Source organism: Maribacter spongiicola (assembly GCF_052119685.1).
GTDB lineage: Bacteria > Bacteroidota > Bacteroidia > Flavobacteriales > Flavobacteriaceae > Maribacter > Maribacter spongiicola_A.
In genome coordinates, this window is the sequence record NZ_JBGQOO010000009.1 from 82,941 (window position 1) to 100,968 (window position 18,028).

Here is an 18,028-nt window from a genome sequence, read left to right on the forward strand (position 1 = left end):
CGAAAACTAAACAAAAATGGAAGTACTAAAAATAGCAACAGCAGGTAGTGTAGATGACGGTAAAAGTACCTTAATCGGTAGAATACTGTATGATACAAAATCATTGACCAGCGATAAGTTAGAGGCAATTGAAAAAACCAGTAAGCAAAAGGGATATGATTATTTAGATTTCTCTTTGGCAACAGATGGTTTGGTAGCGGAACGTGAGCAAGGAATCACTATAGATGTTGCCCATATTTATTTCTCTACGGCAAAGAAAAGTTACATTATTGCAGATACCCCTGGGCATGTAGAATATACACGTAACATGGTTACGGGTGCCTCTACTTCACAGGCGGCGATTATATTGATCGATGCTAGAAAAGGTGTAATTGAACAAACAAACAGACACTTTTTTATTAATAATTTACTACGCATAAAAGATGTGGTAGTTGCAATTAATAAGATGGATTTGGTTGATTATTCTGAGGAAACGTATAACGCTATTAAAGCCGATTTTCAAGAATTGATGGCAAAACGCGATTACCAAGACCAGAAAATCACCTTTATTCCAGTAAGTGCATTGAAAGGAGATAACGTAGTAAATAAAACGGACAAGACACCTTGGTATACAGGTCCTACTTTGTTAGAACATTTTGAAGCCTTAGATAGAAAAGATATTTTTAATGTAGGAACACCACGTTTTCCGGTGCAATATGTTATTCGCCCTAAGACAGATGAGCATCATGATTTTAGAGGATTTGCAGGTAAGGTATATGGTGGCGAGTTAAGTGTAGGTGATGAGGTAGTTGCACTTCCATCGCAAACACGTTCTAAGATAAAGGACATTTATTTTCACGATAAAAAATACAAAACAGCTTCTAGACGTTCATCGGTAACAATCACATTAGATGATGAAATTAATTTAAGCCGTGGAGACATGTTAGTGAAAGCTAATGATTTACCTATAGTAGATAAGCAATTTACAGCTACTGTTTCTTGGATGGATTCATTGCCTCTAGCTACAGGAAATAAATATATAGTACAACACGGTGTCAACAAGGTATTGGCAAAAGTGGAACAGGTACATCATAAAATCGCTCCAGATTATTCGGGTATCGATACAGAAGCAGATTCTTTGGGTATGAATGATATTGCTCAAGTTAGCTTCCGTTTAAATAAACCAATCTTCTATGATCAATTTAAGAATCACAGAACTAACGGTTCGTTTATTTTAATAGACACCAAATCTAATAGTACCGTAGGAGCGGGATTCATTAGTTAAATATAAAAGGTCAATTGTAATATTGACTGTTTTTAATAAGTCTATAAAATCTATAGGCAAAATATAGTAATAATTTATCTCAGTACTTGGTACTGAATACTTAATACCGAACGATGCAGAGTTTTAGAACAGAAATAGAGAATCAAGTAGTTGCGAAGGATATTTTAGAATTGGAACGCAAGATTCATGAGTTCCATGGCGGCAAATTAGATGAGGAGAAATTTAGAAGCCTACGTTTGGCTCGTGGAGTATATGGTCAGCGTCAAGAAGGGGTTCAAATGATTCGTATAAAATTACCATACGGTAAGGTAACTTCTAAGCAATTGCTTCGTATTTGTGATGTATCAGACGAGTATTCTACAGGTAGGTTACACATTACTACGCGTCAAGATATACAGATTCACTATGTAGATTTGAACAGGACTCCAGAGTTGTGGTCAGAATTGGAAAAGGATGATATTACATTAAGAGAAGCATGTGGTAATACGGTACGTAATGTAACGGCTAGTGAAACTGCAGGTATAGATGTAGATGAACCTTTCGATGTTTCGCCTTATGCACATGCATTATTTCAGTATTTCCTTCGAAACCCTGTAAGTCAAGAAATGGGACGTAAGTTCAAGGTTTCCTTCTCTGCAAGTGATGCCGATACCGGACTTTCATACATGCACGATTTAGGTTTTATTGCTAAGCTTGAAAATGGAGAGCCAGGTTTTAAAGTAATGCTTGGTGGCGGATTAGGTTCTCAGCCAAGACATGCAGATGAGTTATATAGCTTTTTACCAGCGGATCAAATTATTCCTTTAATGGAAACGGTTATTAGAGTATTTGACCGTTACGGTGAGCGTAAGAGTAGAGCAAAGGCTAGAATGAAGTTTTTGCTGAAGGATTTAGGTCTTGACGGATTCAAAGAATTATTGGCAGCAGAGAAAACAGCTGTGCCTTTTGATACTTTTCCAATTAATCCAGAAGAATATCCGAAGATAAAAGTTTCACAATTAGAAGTTCCTAAAGTAGAAATTTCTAATCAGAAAGAATTTGAGCAGTGGAAATCAACGAATGTAGTACCACAGAAACAACCAGGTTATGTTGCTATTGGTATCAAAGTTTTATTAGGTGATTTTTATACTGATAAAGCACGCTTATTGGCGAATTTGGTACAGAAATATGCTGCAGGAGAATTAAGGTTGTCGCTACGTCAGAATATTTTAATTCCTTTCGTAAAAGAAGAAAACATTGAATTTTTCTATACTGAATTAAAAGAATTAGGCTTTACAGATGCTGGTTATAACAAGGCTTTAGATATTACTGCTTGCCCAGGTACAGATACGTGTAACTTAGGTATTGCTAGTAGTACAGGTATTGCAGAAGAATTAGAAAGAGTTATAAAAACAGAATATCCAGATTATATAAATAACGAAGATGTTGTTATAAAAATTAGTGGATGTATGAATGCCTGTGGACAACACAATATGGCAAATATTGGTTTTCAAGGAATGTCCGTTCGTACAAAAGATAAATTAGTTGCACCTGCACTTCAGGTTCTATTGGGAGGAAGTACAGATGGTAACGGACAAGGACGTTTTGCTGATAAGGTGGTAAAAGTACCAAGTAAAAGAGGTCCGGAAGCATTACGTTTAATATTAAATGATTTTGATGCGAATGGCGGCGATTTATCATTTCCGGATTATTATGCAGAAAAAGGTCAAATGTATTTCTATGATTTTCTTACGCCACTTTCATCAATAGATGATTTAACGCCGGAAGACTTTATAGACTGGGGAAATACGGAGCGTTATGAAAAAGCTATTGGAGTAGGTGAGTGTGCCGGAGTTGTAATTGATTTAATTGCGACGCTACTTTTTGAAAGTGAAGAGAAAATACAGAATGCACAAGATATGTTCGATGCAGAAAAATGGTCGGCAAGTATCTACCACGCATATTCTTCAATGGTAAATTCAGCGAAAGCGATGTTAACGTCAGAGAATACGAAAGTAAATACGCATGTAAGTATCATTAAAGATTTCGATGAGAAATTTGTAGCCGATGGAAGAATTGCTGTTGCAGGCGGATTCGAGAAATTGGTTCTTCAATTGAATCAAAATGAGCCATCAAAAGCTTTTGCAGCATCGTATATTAAAGATGCTAAAGCATTTTTAGAGACTGTTGCGAAATTTAGAGAACAGGAATTAGCAGAAGCATAAATCATGGCAGATAGTAATTTACATAAAAATATACAGGCAAAATTAACCGTAGTAGGTGCAGGACCTGGTGATATAGAATTGATCACTTTAAAAGCGATTAAGGCATTGGAAAATGCCGATGTTGTGTTGTACGATGCTTTGGTAAATGAAGATTTGCTAGACTACGCTAAAAATGCAGAATTAATTTTTGTTGGTAAACGCAAAGGATGCTATTCCTATCAGCAAGAGCAGATTAATGAGCTCATTATAAGTAGGGCAAAATCGTACGGACATGTAGTTCGTTTAAAAGGTGGAGATCCGTTTGTATTTGGTCGTGGTTCTGAGGAAATGGAATATGCTGCATCGCATGGTTTAGAAGTTGCAATGGTTCCTGGTATTTCCTCTAGTTTAAGTGTACCGGCATATCAAAATATTCCAGTAACAAAAAGAGGAGCGTCAGAAAGTTTTTGGGTAATTACGGGAACAACAAAAGAGCATAAACTATCAACCGATGTTGCTCTAGCAGCTAAAAGTAGCGCTACTGTAGTAATACTCATGGGAATGTCCAAACTACCACAGATAGTAGAATTGTTTAAAGGCGAAGGTAAGTCAGATATGCCTGTTGCAATTATTCAGAATGGAACACGTGAAAATGAAAAGGTAGGTATAGGCACTATAGAAACTATTGTTGATGTAGTGGAAAAAGAGGAGTTATCTAATCCGGCTATTATTATAATAGGGGAAGTTGTAAGGCATAGAGAATCACTGATGAAGGCAAAGCTTGAATATTCAAGTAATGAGAATGTCAGGTTTAGTCCAGTAGAAACCTCATTGAGTAAATAGTAATAAGTAAGTAGTTTAAATATAAAGTAGAATTTAAAGAAGTAGCATAGGGAGTGAAGACTCAATTCTAGCTGCTCTATATCAATAAATAGTTATGATTAAAACAGATATGCTCATTATAGGAGCGGGACCAACCGGATTGTTTACGGTGTTTGAAGCAGGATTGTTAAAATTAAAAACACATTTAATAGATGCGTTGCCACAACCAGGTGGACAATGTTCAGAGATATACCCAAAGAAACCTATTTATGATATTCCTGCATTTCCAGAAATTTTGGCAGGTACTTTGGTAGATAATCTAATGGAACAAATAAAACCTTTTGAGCCAGGATTTACGTTAGGCGAAAGAGCCGAAACTTTAGATAAATTGGAAGATGGTTCTTTTGTAGTAACAACAAATAAAGGAACACAGCATAATGCACCAGTAGTAGTTATAGCAGGTGGTTTAGGTTCTTTTGAACCAAGAAAACCGCCCATTGAGAACATTGTAAATTTTGAGGATACCGGTGTTGCTTATATGATTAAAGATCCAGAAGTATATCGCGATAAAAAGGTTGTGATTTCTGGTGGTGGAGATTCTGCTTTAGATTGGGCTATCTTTTTAACCGATGTAGCTTCAGAAGTGACTTTGGTGCATAGAAGAGATGAATTTAGGGGCGCTTTGGATTCTGTTGAAAAAGCAGCTGAATTGGCAAAGATTGGTAAAATAAAACTGATAACTAAAGCTGAGGTAAAAGAATTACATGGTAAAGATCAACTTGAGGCTGTTGTTATTAAGCATACGGATAAAGAGAAAGAAGACACTTATTTAGAGGTTGATAATTTTATTCCGCTTTTTGGTTTATCTCCAAAATTAGGTCCTATTGGAGATTGGGGATTAGATATTGAGAAAAATGCGATAAAAGTAAATAACGCAAGAGACTATCAAACAAATATACCTGGGGTTTACGCCATAGGTGATGTAAATACATACGAGGGAAAATTGAAATTGATTTTATCTGGTTTTCATGAAGCAGCGGTAATGTGTCAATTTGCATACCAACAAATTAATCCTGGTAAACGATATGTTATGAAATACACTACGGTAGGTGGTGTTGAAGGATTTGATGGTTCTAAGAAAGAAGCTAAAAAAGAAGTAGTACAGAGTATTGCATAAAGTAATTATTTGGTTAGTAAAACCTCTGGATGCTTTATGTATTCAGAGGTTTTTTTTATGACAATTTCCAAATATTTCGTTGGTTAAAAAACCTATTGAAGTTTTGGATTAGAACGTACTGTGCCGTTACTTTGCAATTCGTTCATTAATAAATTGAAACGTTATCAAGAAAGGCGGAGGGACTAGACCCTATGAAACCTTGGCAACCCTTTCCTTAAAGGAATAGAAGGTGCTACATTCTATCTTTAACCTGGCTACTTGTGCAGGAGTTGTTATTTTTCAGTAGCAAACTAAAGACAGATAACTTAAAAAAAAAGGCGCTATGCCTACTTTTTCCATACTTGATTTCATATTAATTTTTTATTGAATGTTGAATCTTTTACAACGTATAATGAAGGATATAAAAGAAATTTTAAAAGAACGAATTTTAATATTGGATGGTGCCATGGGTACTATGCTACAACAATATAAATTCACCGAAGAAGATTTTAGAAGAGAACGCTTTAAAGATTATGAGCACCCATTACAGGGTAATAATGACTTATTGTCCTTAACCCAGCCTGAAGCGATTGAAGAGATTCACCGTAAATATTTTGCTGCTGGTGCCGATATCGTAGAGACCAATACATTTTCTGGAACCACGATAGCAATGGCAGATTATTACATGGAAGATTTGGTGTATGAGCTTAACTATGAATCTGCACGTATAGCCAAAAAAGTAGCAGATGAATTCACTGCGAAAGAACCTAATAAACCACGATTTGTAGCTGGTAGTATAGGACCTACGAATAAAACGGCAAGCATGTCTCCAGATGTAAATGACCCAGGATATAGAGCCGTGTCTTTTGATGAATTAAGAATAGCCTATAAACAACAAGTTGAAGCTTTGTTAGATGGAGGTTCAGATTTATTATTGGTAGAAACCATATTTGATACCTTAAATGCAAAAGCAGCTTTATTTGCTATAGAAGAAGTAAAAGAGGAAAGAAATATTGATGTGCCAATTATGGTGAGCGGTACAATTACCGATGCTTCGGGTAGAACATTGTCCGGACAAACAGCGGAAGCTTTTTTAATATCCATCTCACATATTCCAATTTTATCGGTAGGGTTTAATTGCGCTCTAGGCGCAAGTCAGCTGGTGCCTCATTTAGAAGTATTATCTAAAAAAAGTGAGCATGCAGTTTCTGCACACCCTAATGCAGGTTTACCTAATGCGTTTGGAGAATATGATGAGACTCCAGATCAAATGGCAGCACAAATAAAAGAATACGCAGAAAAAGGATTAGTTAATATCGTAGGAGGTTGTTGTGGAACAACACCAGAGCATATTACAGCGATAGCAAAGATGGTAGAAAATTTTGCTCCGCGGCAATTTTAGTTGTTGGTTGTCAGTTGTTAGTTGTTGGAAAAAAATAGTAATACTATGAAAGTCTATACAGAATTGGAAGTTTGGAAGGAGTCAAGAATTCTTGTGAAGGATATTTATACTATGACCAAGTCGTTTCCAAAAGAAGAGACTTACGGACTTACTAACCAACTTAGGCGATGTGCTGTATCTATTCCTTCAAATATAGCTGAAGGATGTGGAAGAAGGACAGCGGCAGATACTATCCAGTTTTTACACGTCTCTAGAGGTTCTTTATATGAATTAGAAACTCAGTTATTCATCGCATTAGATCAACAATATTTGATTAAAGAAGATTTTGATTTGATTGCGAAGCAAATTTTAAAATGCAAAAAACTCATCAATGGGTTTATAAATTATTATAAAAAGACCAAATAATGTCTGGAAGTATTTCAAAAAAACCATCAACGGTCAACGGTCAACGGACAACTAAATACCTGAAATTATCAGGTCTTGAGCCCCTAATAGTCACCCCCGAAACCAACTTTATCAACGTAGGTGAACGAACCAACGTTGCAGGTTCTAAAATGTTTCTTCGTTTGATTAAAGAGGAAAAATTTGAGGAGGCATTAGCGGTCGCAAGAGAGCAGGTAGAAAATGGAGCGCAGATTATCGACATTAATATGGATGATGGTCTGATCGATGGGAAAGAGGCCATGGTCAAGTTTTTAAACTTGGTCATTGCCGAGCCAGATATTTCTCGTGTTCCTATTATGATAGATAGTTCTAAATGGGAAATCATTGAGGCTGGTTTACAAGTAGTGCAGGGTAAGTGTGTAGTAAATTCTATTAGTTTAAAGGAAGGTGAAGAGCAATTTTTGCATCATGCAAAATTGATTAAAAGATATGGTGCTGCGGTAATTGTAATGGCGTTCGATGAGGTTGGGCAAGCAGATAATTATGACCGTCGTATTGAGATAGCCAAACGATCTTATGACGTTTTGGTAAATAAAGTAAATTTTGCACCAGAAGATATCATCTTCGATTTAAACATTTTTCCTGTTGCTACAGGTATGGATGAGCATAAATTGAATGCTCTAGATTTTATCAGAGCAACAAAATGGGTGCGCGAAAACCTACCACATGCTAGTGTTAGTGGTGGTGTCAGTAATGTTTCTTTTTCGTTTAGGGGAAACAATCCTGTACGTGAGGCAATGCATTCTGTTTTCTTGTACCATGCTATTAAAGCAGGTATGAATATGGGTATCGTTAACCCAAGTATGCTAGAGGTTTATGATGATATTCCTAAAGATTTATTAGAACGTGTAGAAGATGTTATTCTGAATAGAAGAGACGATGCAACCGAGCGTTTGCTTGATTTTGCAGAGTCTGTAGTTGGTAAAACAAAAGAAAGTAAGGTAGATTTATCTTGGCGAGAAGAACCTTTACAAAATAGAATTACACGTGCCTTGGTGAAAGGTATTGACCAATATATAATTGAAGATATAGAAGAAGCTAGGCTTGCCGCAAATAAGCCGATTGAGGTTATTGAAGGGAATTTAATGACGGGAATGAATGTAGTAGGTGATTTATTCGGAAGCGGAAAAATGTTCTTGCCACAGGTGGTAAAATCTGCGAGAGTAATGAAAAAAGCGGTAGCCTATTTACTACCTTATATTGAAGAAGAAAAATTATTGAACCCACAAGAAGGTGATGCAAAGGGAGCTGGAAAGATTCTGATGGCAACTGTTAAAGGTGATGTTCATGATATTGGTAAAAATATTGTGGGTGTTGTTTTGGCATGTAATAATTATGAGATTGTTGATTTAGGGGTTATGGTACCACCTGAAAAAATTATTGCAGCTGCTATTGAACACAATGTAGATATTATAGGACTTAGCGGATTAATTACGCCGTCATTAGATGAAATGGTGCATTTGGCGAAGGAAATGGAACGTAAAGACTTTAAGATTCCGTTGTTAATTGGTGGTGCAACCACAAGCAAAGCACATACGGCAGTAAAAATAGATACACAATACAAGGAAGCTGTAGTACATGTAAATGATGCCTCTAGAGCGGTAACCGTTGTGGGCGATTTACTTCAAAAAGATACATCAAAAGGCTATAAAAAGAGCATTAAGGATGATTATGATGTTTTTAGGGAAAAGTTCTTAAATCGTTCTTCAAGTAAAACCTATAAGCCTATTTCTGCTGCACGTAGAAATAAGTTTAAAATAGATTGGAAATCCTCTGAGATAGTTAAACCAAACAAATTAGGTATTCAGGTTATTGAAGATTTAGATTTAAATATACTAGTACCATTTATTGATTGGACTCCGTTTTTTAGAAGTTGGGAATTACATGGTAAATACCCGGCAATATTAACAGATGAGGTTGTAGGTGCTCAAGCGACCGATTTATTTGCCGATGCTAAAGCAATGCTTAATAAGATTATTTCTGAAAAGAAATTAAAAGCAAAAGGTATATTCGGTTTGTTCCCAGCAAACTCCATTAACGATGATGATATTTCAATTGATGCAAGCGCGATTGCGGATGAGAAGAATGGGTCACTGAGCGGAGTCGAAGTGAAGGAGAACTATACTTTCCGAACCCTGCGTCAACAATTAGAGCGTAGAGAAGGAGTAGCAGATTATGCTTTGGCAGATTTTATAGCACCGAAAGAATCTGGAAAGCAAGATTACATGGGTTGTTTCTGTGTATCTACAGGTTTTGGTACTGCGGAATTAGCGGCAAAATATGAAGCGGATTTAGACGATTATAATTCAATTATGGTAAAAGCCTTGGCAGATAGATTGGCAGAAGCTTTTGCAGAATATTTGCATAAGGAAGTCCGACTGAAACACTGGGGCTATGCTTTAAATGAAGAGTTGAGTAATGAAGATTTAATTAAGGAATCTTACAAAGGTATTCGTCCTGCGCCAGGGTATCCTGCTTGTCCCGATCACCTAGAGAAATTGACCATTTGGGATATTTTAAAAGTGAAAGAGAATATCGGAGTAGAGCTGACAGATAGTTTAGCCATGTGGCCGGCAGCATCGGTAAGTGGGTATTATTTCGGGAATCCGCAAGCACGTTATTTCGGATTAGGAAAAATCAAGGAAGATCAAGTAAAAGATTTTGCAGAACGAAAAGGCATACCATTAGAGGATGCTGAAAGATGGTTAGCGCCGAATATAGTAGAATCTTAGTGCGTTAGGGATTGAAGCTGCATCTTTTTCTATACTGAAGTATTGAAATTGAATAGAAAAAATAGAGCTGAAAGCCCGTTCGAACGCCCAAATAAATAAAACATAAGTAATAATACCTCATTGAGGTTTGCTCTCAAAAAAGGTAATAGTATAGGATATGAAAGTAACAGATCACATTAGTAACGCAAAAGGAAAGACTCTTTTTTCATTTGAAATAGTGCCACCAGTAAAGGGTAAGAATATTCAAGAGTTATATAATAACATTGACCCATTAATGGAATTTAAACCTCCGTTTATTGATGTGACCACTTCACGTGAGGAGACCATTTATGTAAAAAAAGAAGGACTTCTAGATAAGAAAACTACCCGTATGCGACCAGGTACGGTGGGTATATGTGCCTCTATTCAGCATAAATATGATGTGGATACGGTGCCGCATGTAATTTGTGGCGGATTCACTAAAGAAGAAACAGAATACATGTTGGTCGATTGCCATTATTTAGGTATACAAAATGTGATGGCTCTACGTGGCGATGCCCGTAGCGAACAGAAATATTTTGAAGCTACCGATGGCGGACATCCTTTTGCCATTGATTTGGTAAGGCAGATTCAAGACTTAAATAGTGGTAAGTACTTGCACGAAGCAATAGAAAGTGAGCATTCTAGTGAATTCTGTATTGGTGTAGCTGGTTATCCAGAAAAACATTTAGAATCTCCTTCATTACAATCAGATTTAAAGCGGTTAAAAGAAAAAGTAGATGCAGGTGCCGATTATATAGTTACACAAATGTTCTTCGATAATAAAAAATATTTTGAGTTTGTAGAAGCGGCTAAAAATATGGGAATTACCGTACCGATAATTCCGGGTATCAAACCAATTGCGGTTAAAAGACATATGCAATTATTGCCGCAAGTATTTAGAATAGATATGCCACAAGACTTAATTGAAGCGGTAGATAGTTGTGCTACAAATAAAGAGGTGCGTGCTGTAGGAATTGAATGGGCAATTCAACAATCTAAAGAATTGAAAGCTGCCGGTGTGCCTGTATTACACTATTATTCTATGGGGAAATCTGATAATATTAAGGCGATAGCAGAAGCACTTTTTTAGGTTGTAAAAAAGTATTAAGTAAAGAGTACTAAGTACAAAGTAAGAATTAGAGGCTATGGATTTACTTAATACTTAATACTCACGACTTAATACTTATAACTATTTTTGCCTTCAATGAATTTTAAGTTTCTATCCATTTTACTGATTTCAGTAAGTTGTTGTTTCGCACAAGAATCTAGTAAGCAAAAAAAGTATACCCTAGATGCTAGTCAGTTCTACGGGTCTATCATTTTGCATAATCCAGATATATCGCACTTGATAACTTCACACCCTGCTGGTGTAATTTTGAGTTATAACCGTAAAACGTATGGTTCTGAAGAATGGGAAGAATTATATAACTATCCAGATTTAGGATATTCGTTTATCTACCAGAATACGAACAATAGTACGCTAGGTGATAATTACGGACTCTACGCGCACTATAACTTTTATTTTTTTAAGCGAAACGTACAGCTTCGTGTAGGTCAAGGTGTTGCTTACGCATCCAATCCGTATGACAAAGAAACCAACTTTAGAAATAATGCCTATGGTTCTGATGTGTTGAGTTCTACGTATTTAATGTTCAATTATCATAAAGAGAATATTATAAAAGGCTTAGGGTTTAAGGCAGGTATTTCTGTAATACATTATTCAAATGCCAACTTTAGGGCTCCGAATACATCGACCAATACTTTGGCTTTTAATGCTGGTGTTGTCTATGATTTAGACGGAGGTAAAGAAATAGAATATATACATCGAGTAAAGGAAAAAGTAACAGAGCCTTTGCGTTACAATTTTGCATTAAGAACGGGTATAAATGAGAGTGATGTTATTGATTCTGGTAAATACGGGTTTGTTGTGCTATCTGCATATGCCGATAAAAGAGTAGGTAGAAAAAGCGCACTTCAACTGGGTACAGATGTTTATTACTCTAATTTCTTAAAGGAGTTAATTCGATATCAAAATATCGCTTTTCCAGAAAACGGAGTTGATGCAGATGACGATTATAAAAGAGTAGGGGTGTTTGTTGGTCATGAGCTGTTCATCAACAAAATGTCCATCATTTCTCAATTGGGTTATTACGTGTATTATCCGTTTGATTTTGAAGGGCGTATGTATAACCGAATGGGTTTAAAGCGCTATTTTGGAGAAAAGGTATATGGAGCGGTAACCTTAAAATCTCACGGTGCAAAGGCAGAAGCTGTAGAATTCGGAATTGGAATAAGATTGTAAGATGATAAAAATGATACGTAATTCACTTAATTGTCTGGTCGAGCGCAGTCAAGACCTCTTTTTCTTGTCATTAGTTTTAGTGCTCTTGTTAAGCTCTTGCGACTCTGAAAATGCTTCAGATTGTTTTCAAGAAACTGGTGAAATTAGTAGAGAAGAAGTTTCGGTGGCAGCCTTTACGACTATTACCGCTTTTGAAAATGTAACCTTGGTTATTAAACAAGGCGACACTCAAAAAGTAGAAATTGAAACAGGACAAAATTTGCGTAATGAGGTAGCTGCTGTTGTTGAAGATGGTCGATTATTACTTACCGATATTAATGATTGTAATTATGTACGTGATTATGGTGCAACCATAGTTTATGTTACTACACCGAATTTAACCAGTATTCGTAGTAGTACCGGTTTTCCTATTCAAAGTGACGGAGTGCTGGCTTTTGAGAGTTTAAGCCTGCTTTCAGAAAGTTTTACAGATCCCGAAGCAGAAACTACAGATGGTGAATTTAACTTAGAATTAGATGTAGCCAGTTTAAGTTTAACCAGTAATGGAATTTCTTATTTCAAGTTGAAAGGCAGCGCAGAAAGTTTCAATATTAGTATTGCTGCAGGTGATTCTAGAGTAGAAGCTCAAGAACTGATAACAAAGCGGGTAAATGTAAATCATAGAGGTTCGAATGATCTATTGGTGAATCCGCAAGAGAGTTTAACTGGCGTTTTGAGAGGTACGGGAGATTTGCGAAGTTATAACCGACCACCCACAGTTGCCGTAGAAGAATTGTATAACGGTCGCCTGATTTTTGTGGAATGAAACCGATACTCAAATATCTGAAAAACATATTTGCTGCTAAACGTGTGTTGGTAGATGATACTCAGTTAAGCGGACTTGTAAATGCAGATTTCTTACTACAAGAATTAATAAAACACAACAAAGCTCCCGGAATTGCAATTACCGTATTAAAAGACGGGAAAAGCATCTTTCAAAAAGGGTACGGTTATGCCGATTTAGAACAAAAACAATTTATACATCCGAAAAAAACAATTTTCAGAATTGCCAGTGTTTCGAAGCCTGTTGCTGCGACGGCATTGGCTTATATGGTTCAAGATGGTCTTATAGATATAGATGAGTCTTTTTATACCTATTTACCAGATTATCCTAAAAAAGAATGGGATTTTACTATTCGTCACTTAGCTAGCCATACAGCAGGCATTAGAGTATACAAAGGAAAGGAATATGGTTTGAATGAACCTTTGTCTATAAAAGAAGGTTTAGATATATTTAAAAATGACCCTTTAGTTTATGAACCGGGTACCGAGTATTTATATAATAGTTTTGACTGGGTAATGATCTCTGCAGCAATGCAAGAGGCAAGCGGAATTCCGTTTGAAGAATATGTGCAAGAGAAGGTGCTGAATCCGTTAGGGATGAAAAACACATGTATTCCAAAATCTCATTCTGACCTTAACCAAAGACAAACAGGTGAAGATGTTAATTTTATTTCTACATCCGAAAAACAAGACCTGGTAACCAAATTTTATACAAAAGGTATAACTGGATTTAGAAAAGCAATACCTGTCGATAATTTTTACAAACTAGCAGGCGGCGGATATTTGTCTTCCTCTGAAGATATTGCAAAATTCGGACAAGCATTTTTAGATAAGAAAGTTGAAATCAGCGAAGAGATTCTCAATCAATTTTTAACCTCGCAACAAGTTGAAGGTAATTCTACATATTACGGTTTAGGCTGGCAGGTGAGTGAAGATGCCAAAGGAAGAAAGTTCTTTGGACATGTTGGTAATGGAGTAGGCGGATATGCTAATTTCTTTGTCTACCCCGAAGAGCAGCTTGTTTTTTCGATCTTGATTAATTGCACCGACCCAAAAATACAACAAGAGCTAGATGCCGTAATCAATTGCTTTTTTGACGAGATTGATTCTTAATGATTTAATGTTTCTTAAGTTTTAAAGAAACGGTATATTAGTCTCACTAACCATTGAGACTATAATACAGAATGAGCTTACCACCAGAAACCACTCCCGTTTTAGAAAATAAAAAGAATATAAAATGGCTTCAACGACTTAAAGAAGAAAGTTGGGAAGCAGAATTATTGGTTTCTGCAATTGCCATATTCGGTACATTTCAATTATTTGGGTTTATAGAGTGGGTTACCAATAGATTAATAGATCTATTACCTATTGAACAGCATATTTATGGCTATATGATAACAATCATAGGATTGCTGGCGATTAGTGTTCTGGTATCTATGTTTGTAATACATTTTATTTTACGGGCCTATTGGATAGGCCTGGTGGGGTTAAACTCTGTGTTTCCTGATTATAGTGTTGAAGACAGTGCATACTCTAAAATTTATACAGAGAAGATTTTGGCCATACTGCCAAAGCAAGAAGATACTATTCAAAAGGTAGATGAATTATGTAGTGTGATTTTTTCTGTGGCATTCACCATTCTTTTGATTTACTCATACATGTCATTGTTTTTAAGCATTTACATGCTGATTTATAATTTGTTATTAGATTATGTGCCAAGTTATATACTATTAATACCTCTTTTTCTAATCTTTGGCCTTGTTGTATTTCAAACGATTTTTGGTATTGTAGGAAATTTGAAAAAGTTCAAAAACAATGTTGATGTTCAAACATGGATGTTCAAAGTTGTTAGATTAGTTTCAATGGTTACTTATGGTCCTTTGTATCGTAATTTACTACAAGTGTCAATGGTGTTTGGGTCCAATTTCAAAAAGAAAAAATCGTTAGTGTATCTAGTATTATTATTCTTTGTATCAGGTATGTTTTTAACCTTTGTTAAAGTAACTGATACAAATATTTTTCATTTGATTTTTCCAAAAGATCATGATGTTAGTCTTATGTATTTAAGTTACTATAGTGATCAAAATTCTGATGAATCATTTTTATTGACTCCACAAATACAATCAGATATTATTGAAGGCAATACTGTAAAATTATTTATTCCTGTTTTTCACCATGAGCTTAATTATCAAAAAAATACCTGTGGAGAATTTGTTGAAGATGATGGTCTAAGTAGAGATGAAAATAGGTTGAATTTGCGAAAGTTTGATCTTACTTGTTATGAGAAATATCATAAAGTAACATTGAATGGTATTCCGGTAAAAATTAATTTTCTAAAGAAAAATCATTTAATTTCTGAGCAATTTGGTATTGTAGGCTTTATAGATAGAGAGTTCTTGCAGAAAGGTGAGAATACCTTGGTGGTAACTAAAACTCTGGGTGATGTAAAAGAGTTTACGTGGACTATTCCCTTTTATTATCAGCCCAATACAGTTTCTAATTGATTTATGGTATCGTGGTGTTAATTGATGATTAATTCAATTTTTAACACAAAAGCTTCGCTTTTTGAGATAGAAATTGAATTTTTAAAAAAAATAAAACGGAAAATGACCATTTTTAAATATAATTACTACATTAGCCAAAGTTTACAATCACAATGACAAAACAATATTTCTGGAACGGTTTTTATTTTTACTTCTTTTTTAAGAGAGGTACGGGACTGTTGTAGTATATTTTAAATATAAAATAGAATCTAAGTTCCGATGTACATCGGAACTTTTTTTTTGTCTAAAAATTGAAATCACTCCAAACATAATTAAAGGGTAAAGCAGTAAGTTGAAATGTGAATTATGAGTTTAAAAATAGCCATACAGGGAATTAAAGGAAGTAACCATCATCAGGTAGCTATAGATTATTTTGGTAATGATATTGAACTTGTAGAATGTCTTTCTTTCGATGCTTTGGTAGATAAGTTATTGTCAAAAGAAGCAGATCAAGGTGTCATGGCGATAGAAAATTCTATTGCGGGTTCGATTATTCCTAATTATGCTTTGGTAAACCATAATGATCTACACATCATTGGGGAATATTATTTAAATATCCATCACAATTTAATGGTATTAAAAGGTCAGAAAATTGAAGATATAACTGAGGTCAGTTCTCACCCGATGGCTTTGTTGCAGTGTAAGGACTATTTTAGACAATATCCGAACATTAAATTGGTAGAAGATGTAGATACTGCCGAGACTGCAAAACGCATACAAGAGCAAAAGTTAAAGCATGTTGCGGCTATCGCGCCAAAAGTTGCAGCTGAATTATATGGGTTGGACATCGTAGCGAACGACATACAGACGATACAAAATAACGCTACTCGTTTTATCATTGTAAAGACAAAAAACAATGTGCTACCAGAGGCTGAAATTACAAAGGCTTCGTTAAGGTTTATAACCGACCATAAAAGGGGAAGTTTAGCGGCTGTGCTTAATGTTATGAGCGATTGTAGATTGAATTTGACAAAAATACAGTCGTTGCCGGTAATAGAAACGCCATGGAAGTATTCATTTTTTGTGGATGTCACTTTTACTGATTATGCAGATTTTACTAAAGCAAAAAGTCTATTGAACATCATGGCAGAAGACTTTAAGGTTTTGGGTGAATATAAAAATGTAAGACAATGATACGTACTGCCGAAAGGTTAAATACTATACAGGAATACTACTTCTCAAAAAAATTGAGAGAGGTACGCGGCTTAATGGCGCAAGGTAAACCGATCATAAATATGGGAATCGGTAGTCCGGATCTGGCTCCGTCTCAAGAAGTATTGAATGCAATACAGAGTGCGGTTTTAGAAAGTGGTGCGCATCAATATCAAAGTTACCAAGGGTTACCTCAGTTAAGAGTTGCAATTGCTAATTTTTATAAAAAAAGGTTTAGTGTTGATGTCGATCCAGAATCTGAGATTTTACCCCTAATGGGTTCAAAAGAAGGTATAATGCATATTAGCCTTTCTTTTTTAAATGCTGGTGATGAGGTGCTCATCCCTAATCCGGGGTATCCAACGTACACATCTGTAACTAATTTGGTAGGTGCAGTGCCTAAATACTATGATTTAACCGAAGACAATGGTTGGTTTCCAGATTTAGAAGTATTGGCGAAGCAAGATTTATCTAAGGTAAAGATTATGTGGTTAAGTTACCCACATATGCCAACAGGTGCTTCGGCTACCAAAGAGCAGTTTGTAAAAATAGTCGACTTTGCTAAACATCATCAAATTCTATTGGTAAACGATAATCCGTACAGTTTTGTTTTAAATGACGAACCTGCGAGTATTTTAAGTATACCGAATGCAAAAGAGGTTTGTTTAGAATTAAATTCATTAAGCAAAACGTTTAATATGGCCGGTTGGCGTGTAGGTTTTGTATTAGGAAGCGAAGAGCATATTAATGCTATTTTAAAGGTGAAGAGTAATATGGATTCTGGTATGTTCTATGGTATTCAGAAAGGAGCCATTGCAGCATTAGAAAGTGCCGATGGATGGTTCGAAAACTTAAATGCGGTATATAGCGAACGTAGAGAGTTGGTATTTAAATTGGCAGACAAGCTTGGTTGTGCATATGATAAAAATGCCGTGGGCTTGTTCGTGTGGGCAAAATTACCAGAAGGCAGTGTATCATCAGAAGCTTTTATAGATAATGTATTGTACACAAAAGATTTGTTCATTACCCCGGGTACCATATTTGGTAGTAATGGCGAAGGCTATATTCGCTTTTCGCTTTGTATAGCAAAAGAAAAAATAAAAGAAGCAATTAAAAGATTTGATTAGTTGAGAACAACGGCGATCAACTAAAGTGAAGCAAAAAAATATCCCCAATTTTTAGAGG

The 18,028-nt window shown here is 35.6% G+C and carries 14 protein-coding genes and 1 riboswitch; all 14 genes read left to right on the forward strand.

Translation table 11 applies throughout. From position 1 onward, the window contains the following. Window positions 1-16: 16 nt before the first annotated feature. The 14 genes from ACEN2N_RS13605 to ACEN2N_RS13670 all read left to right on the forward strand — a co-directional run bounded on the left by ACEN2N_RS13605 (window position 17) and on the right by ACEN2N_RS13670 (window position 17,970). Window positions 17-1,264, forward strand: a complete 1,248-nt coding sequence (locus ACEN2N_RS13605; protein WP_441824839.1) for a sulfate adenylyltransferase subunit 1 — start codon at window positions 17-19, stop codon at window positions 1,262-1,264. A gap of 113 nt (window positions 1,265-1,377) precedes the next feature. Then, the gene (locus tag ACEN2N_RS13610; protein WP_441824840.1) at window positions 1,378-3,468 is read left to right on the forward strand and encodes a nitrite reductase; all 2,091 of its coding nucleotides are present in this window, start codon (window positions 1,378-1,380) and stop codon (window positions 3,466-3,468) included. Window positions 3,469-3,471: 3 nt separating this feature from the next. Then, window positions 3,472-4,290, forward strand: coding sequence for a uroporphyrinogen-III C-methyltransferase (gene cobA, locus ACEN2N_RS13615; RefSeq protein WP_441824841.1), 819 nt, complete (start codon window positions 3,472-3,474; stop codon window positions 4,288-4,290). A gap of 94 nt (window positions 4,291-4,384) precedes the next feature. Further along, window positions 4,385-5,446 (forward strand): NAD(P)/FAD-dependent oxidoreductase, encoded by a 1,062-nt coding sequence (locus tag ACEN2N_RS13620; protein WP_441824842.1) that lies wholly within the window; start codon window positions 4,385-4,387, stop codon window positions 5,444-5,446. Window positions 5,447-5,604: 158 nt separating this feature from the next. Beyond that, a riboswitch (SAM riboswitch) is annotated at window positions 5,605-5,722 on the forward strand. 115 nt (window positions 5,723-5,837) lie between these two features. Then, on the forward strand, window positions 5,838-6,827 hold the full coding sequence (locus ACEN2N_RS13625; RefSeq protein ID WP_441824900.1) for a homocysteine S-methyltransferase family protein: 990 nt from the start codon (window positions 5,838-5,840) through the stop codon (window positions 6,825-6,827). 45 nt (window positions 6,828-6,872) lie between these two features. Continuing rightward, entirely contained in the window at window positions 6,873-7,232 is a 360-nt protein-coding gene (locus ACEN2N_RS13630; protein WP_441824843.1) for a four helix bundle protein, read from the forward strand. Continuing rightward, entirely contained in the window at window positions 7,232-10,003 is a 2,772-nt protein-coding gene (gene metH, locus ACEN2N_RS13635) for a methionine synthase (RefSeq protein ID WP_441824844.1), read from the forward strand. Before ACEN2N_RS13630 ends, metH begins: the two co-directional genes overlap by 1 nt. Window positions 10,004-10,160: 157 nt before the next feature. Then, a complete protein-coding gene (gene metF / locus ACEN2N_RS13640) occupies window positions 10,161-11,114 on the forward strand; it encodes a methylenetetrahydrofolate reductase [NAD(P)H] (RefSeq protein ID WP_441824845.1) in 954 nt (317 codons plus the stop codon). A gap of 114 nt (window positions 11,115-11,228) precedes the next feature. Beyond that, on the forward strand, window positions 11,229-12,326 hold the full coding sequence (locus ACEN2N_RS13645) for an acyloxyacyl hydrolase (protein ID WP_441824846.1): 1,098 nt from the start codon (window positions 11,229-11,231) through the stop codon (window positions 12,324-12,326). A gap of 10 nt (window positions 12,327-12,336) precedes the next feature. Then, entirely contained in the window at window positions 12,337-13,131 is a 795-nt protein-coding gene (locus tag ACEN2N_RS13650; protein WP_441824847.1) for a head GIN domain-containing protein, read from the forward strand. After that, window positions 13,128-14,261 carry a serine hydrolase domain-containing protein gene (locus ACEN2N_RS13655; protein WP_441824848.1) on the forward strand — a complete coding sequence of 378 codons (1,134 nt, stop codon included), beginning with the start codon at window positions 13,128-13,130 and terminating at the stop codon, window positions 14,259-14,261. Before ACEN2N_RS13650 ends, ACEN2N_RS13655 begins: the two co-directional genes overlap by 4 nt. Before the next feature lie 71 nt (window positions 14,262-14,332). Further along, window positions 14,333-15,652, forward strand: coding sequence for a hypothetical protein (locus tag ACEN2N_RS13660; protein WP_441824849.1), 1,320 nt, complete (start codon window positions 14,333-14,335; stop codon window positions 15,650-15,652). Window positions 15,653-15,997: 345 nt separating this feature from the next. Further along, window positions 15,998-16,825: a prephenate dehydratase gene (locus ACEN2N_RS13665; protein ID WP_133674698.1), complete on the forward strand. Its 828-nt coding sequence runs from the start codon at window positions 15,998-16,000 to the stop codon at window positions 16,823-16,825. After that, on the forward strand, window positions 16,822-17,970 hold the full coding sequence (locus ACEN2N_RS13670; protein ID WP_441824850.1) for a pyridoxal phosphate-dependent aminotransferase: 1,149 nt from the start codon (window positions 16,822-16,824) through the stop codon (window positions 17,968-17,970). Before ACEN2N_RS13665 ends, ACEN2N_RS13670 begins: the two co-directional genes overlap by 4 nt. Window positions 17,971-18,028 lie beyond the last annotated feature (58 nt).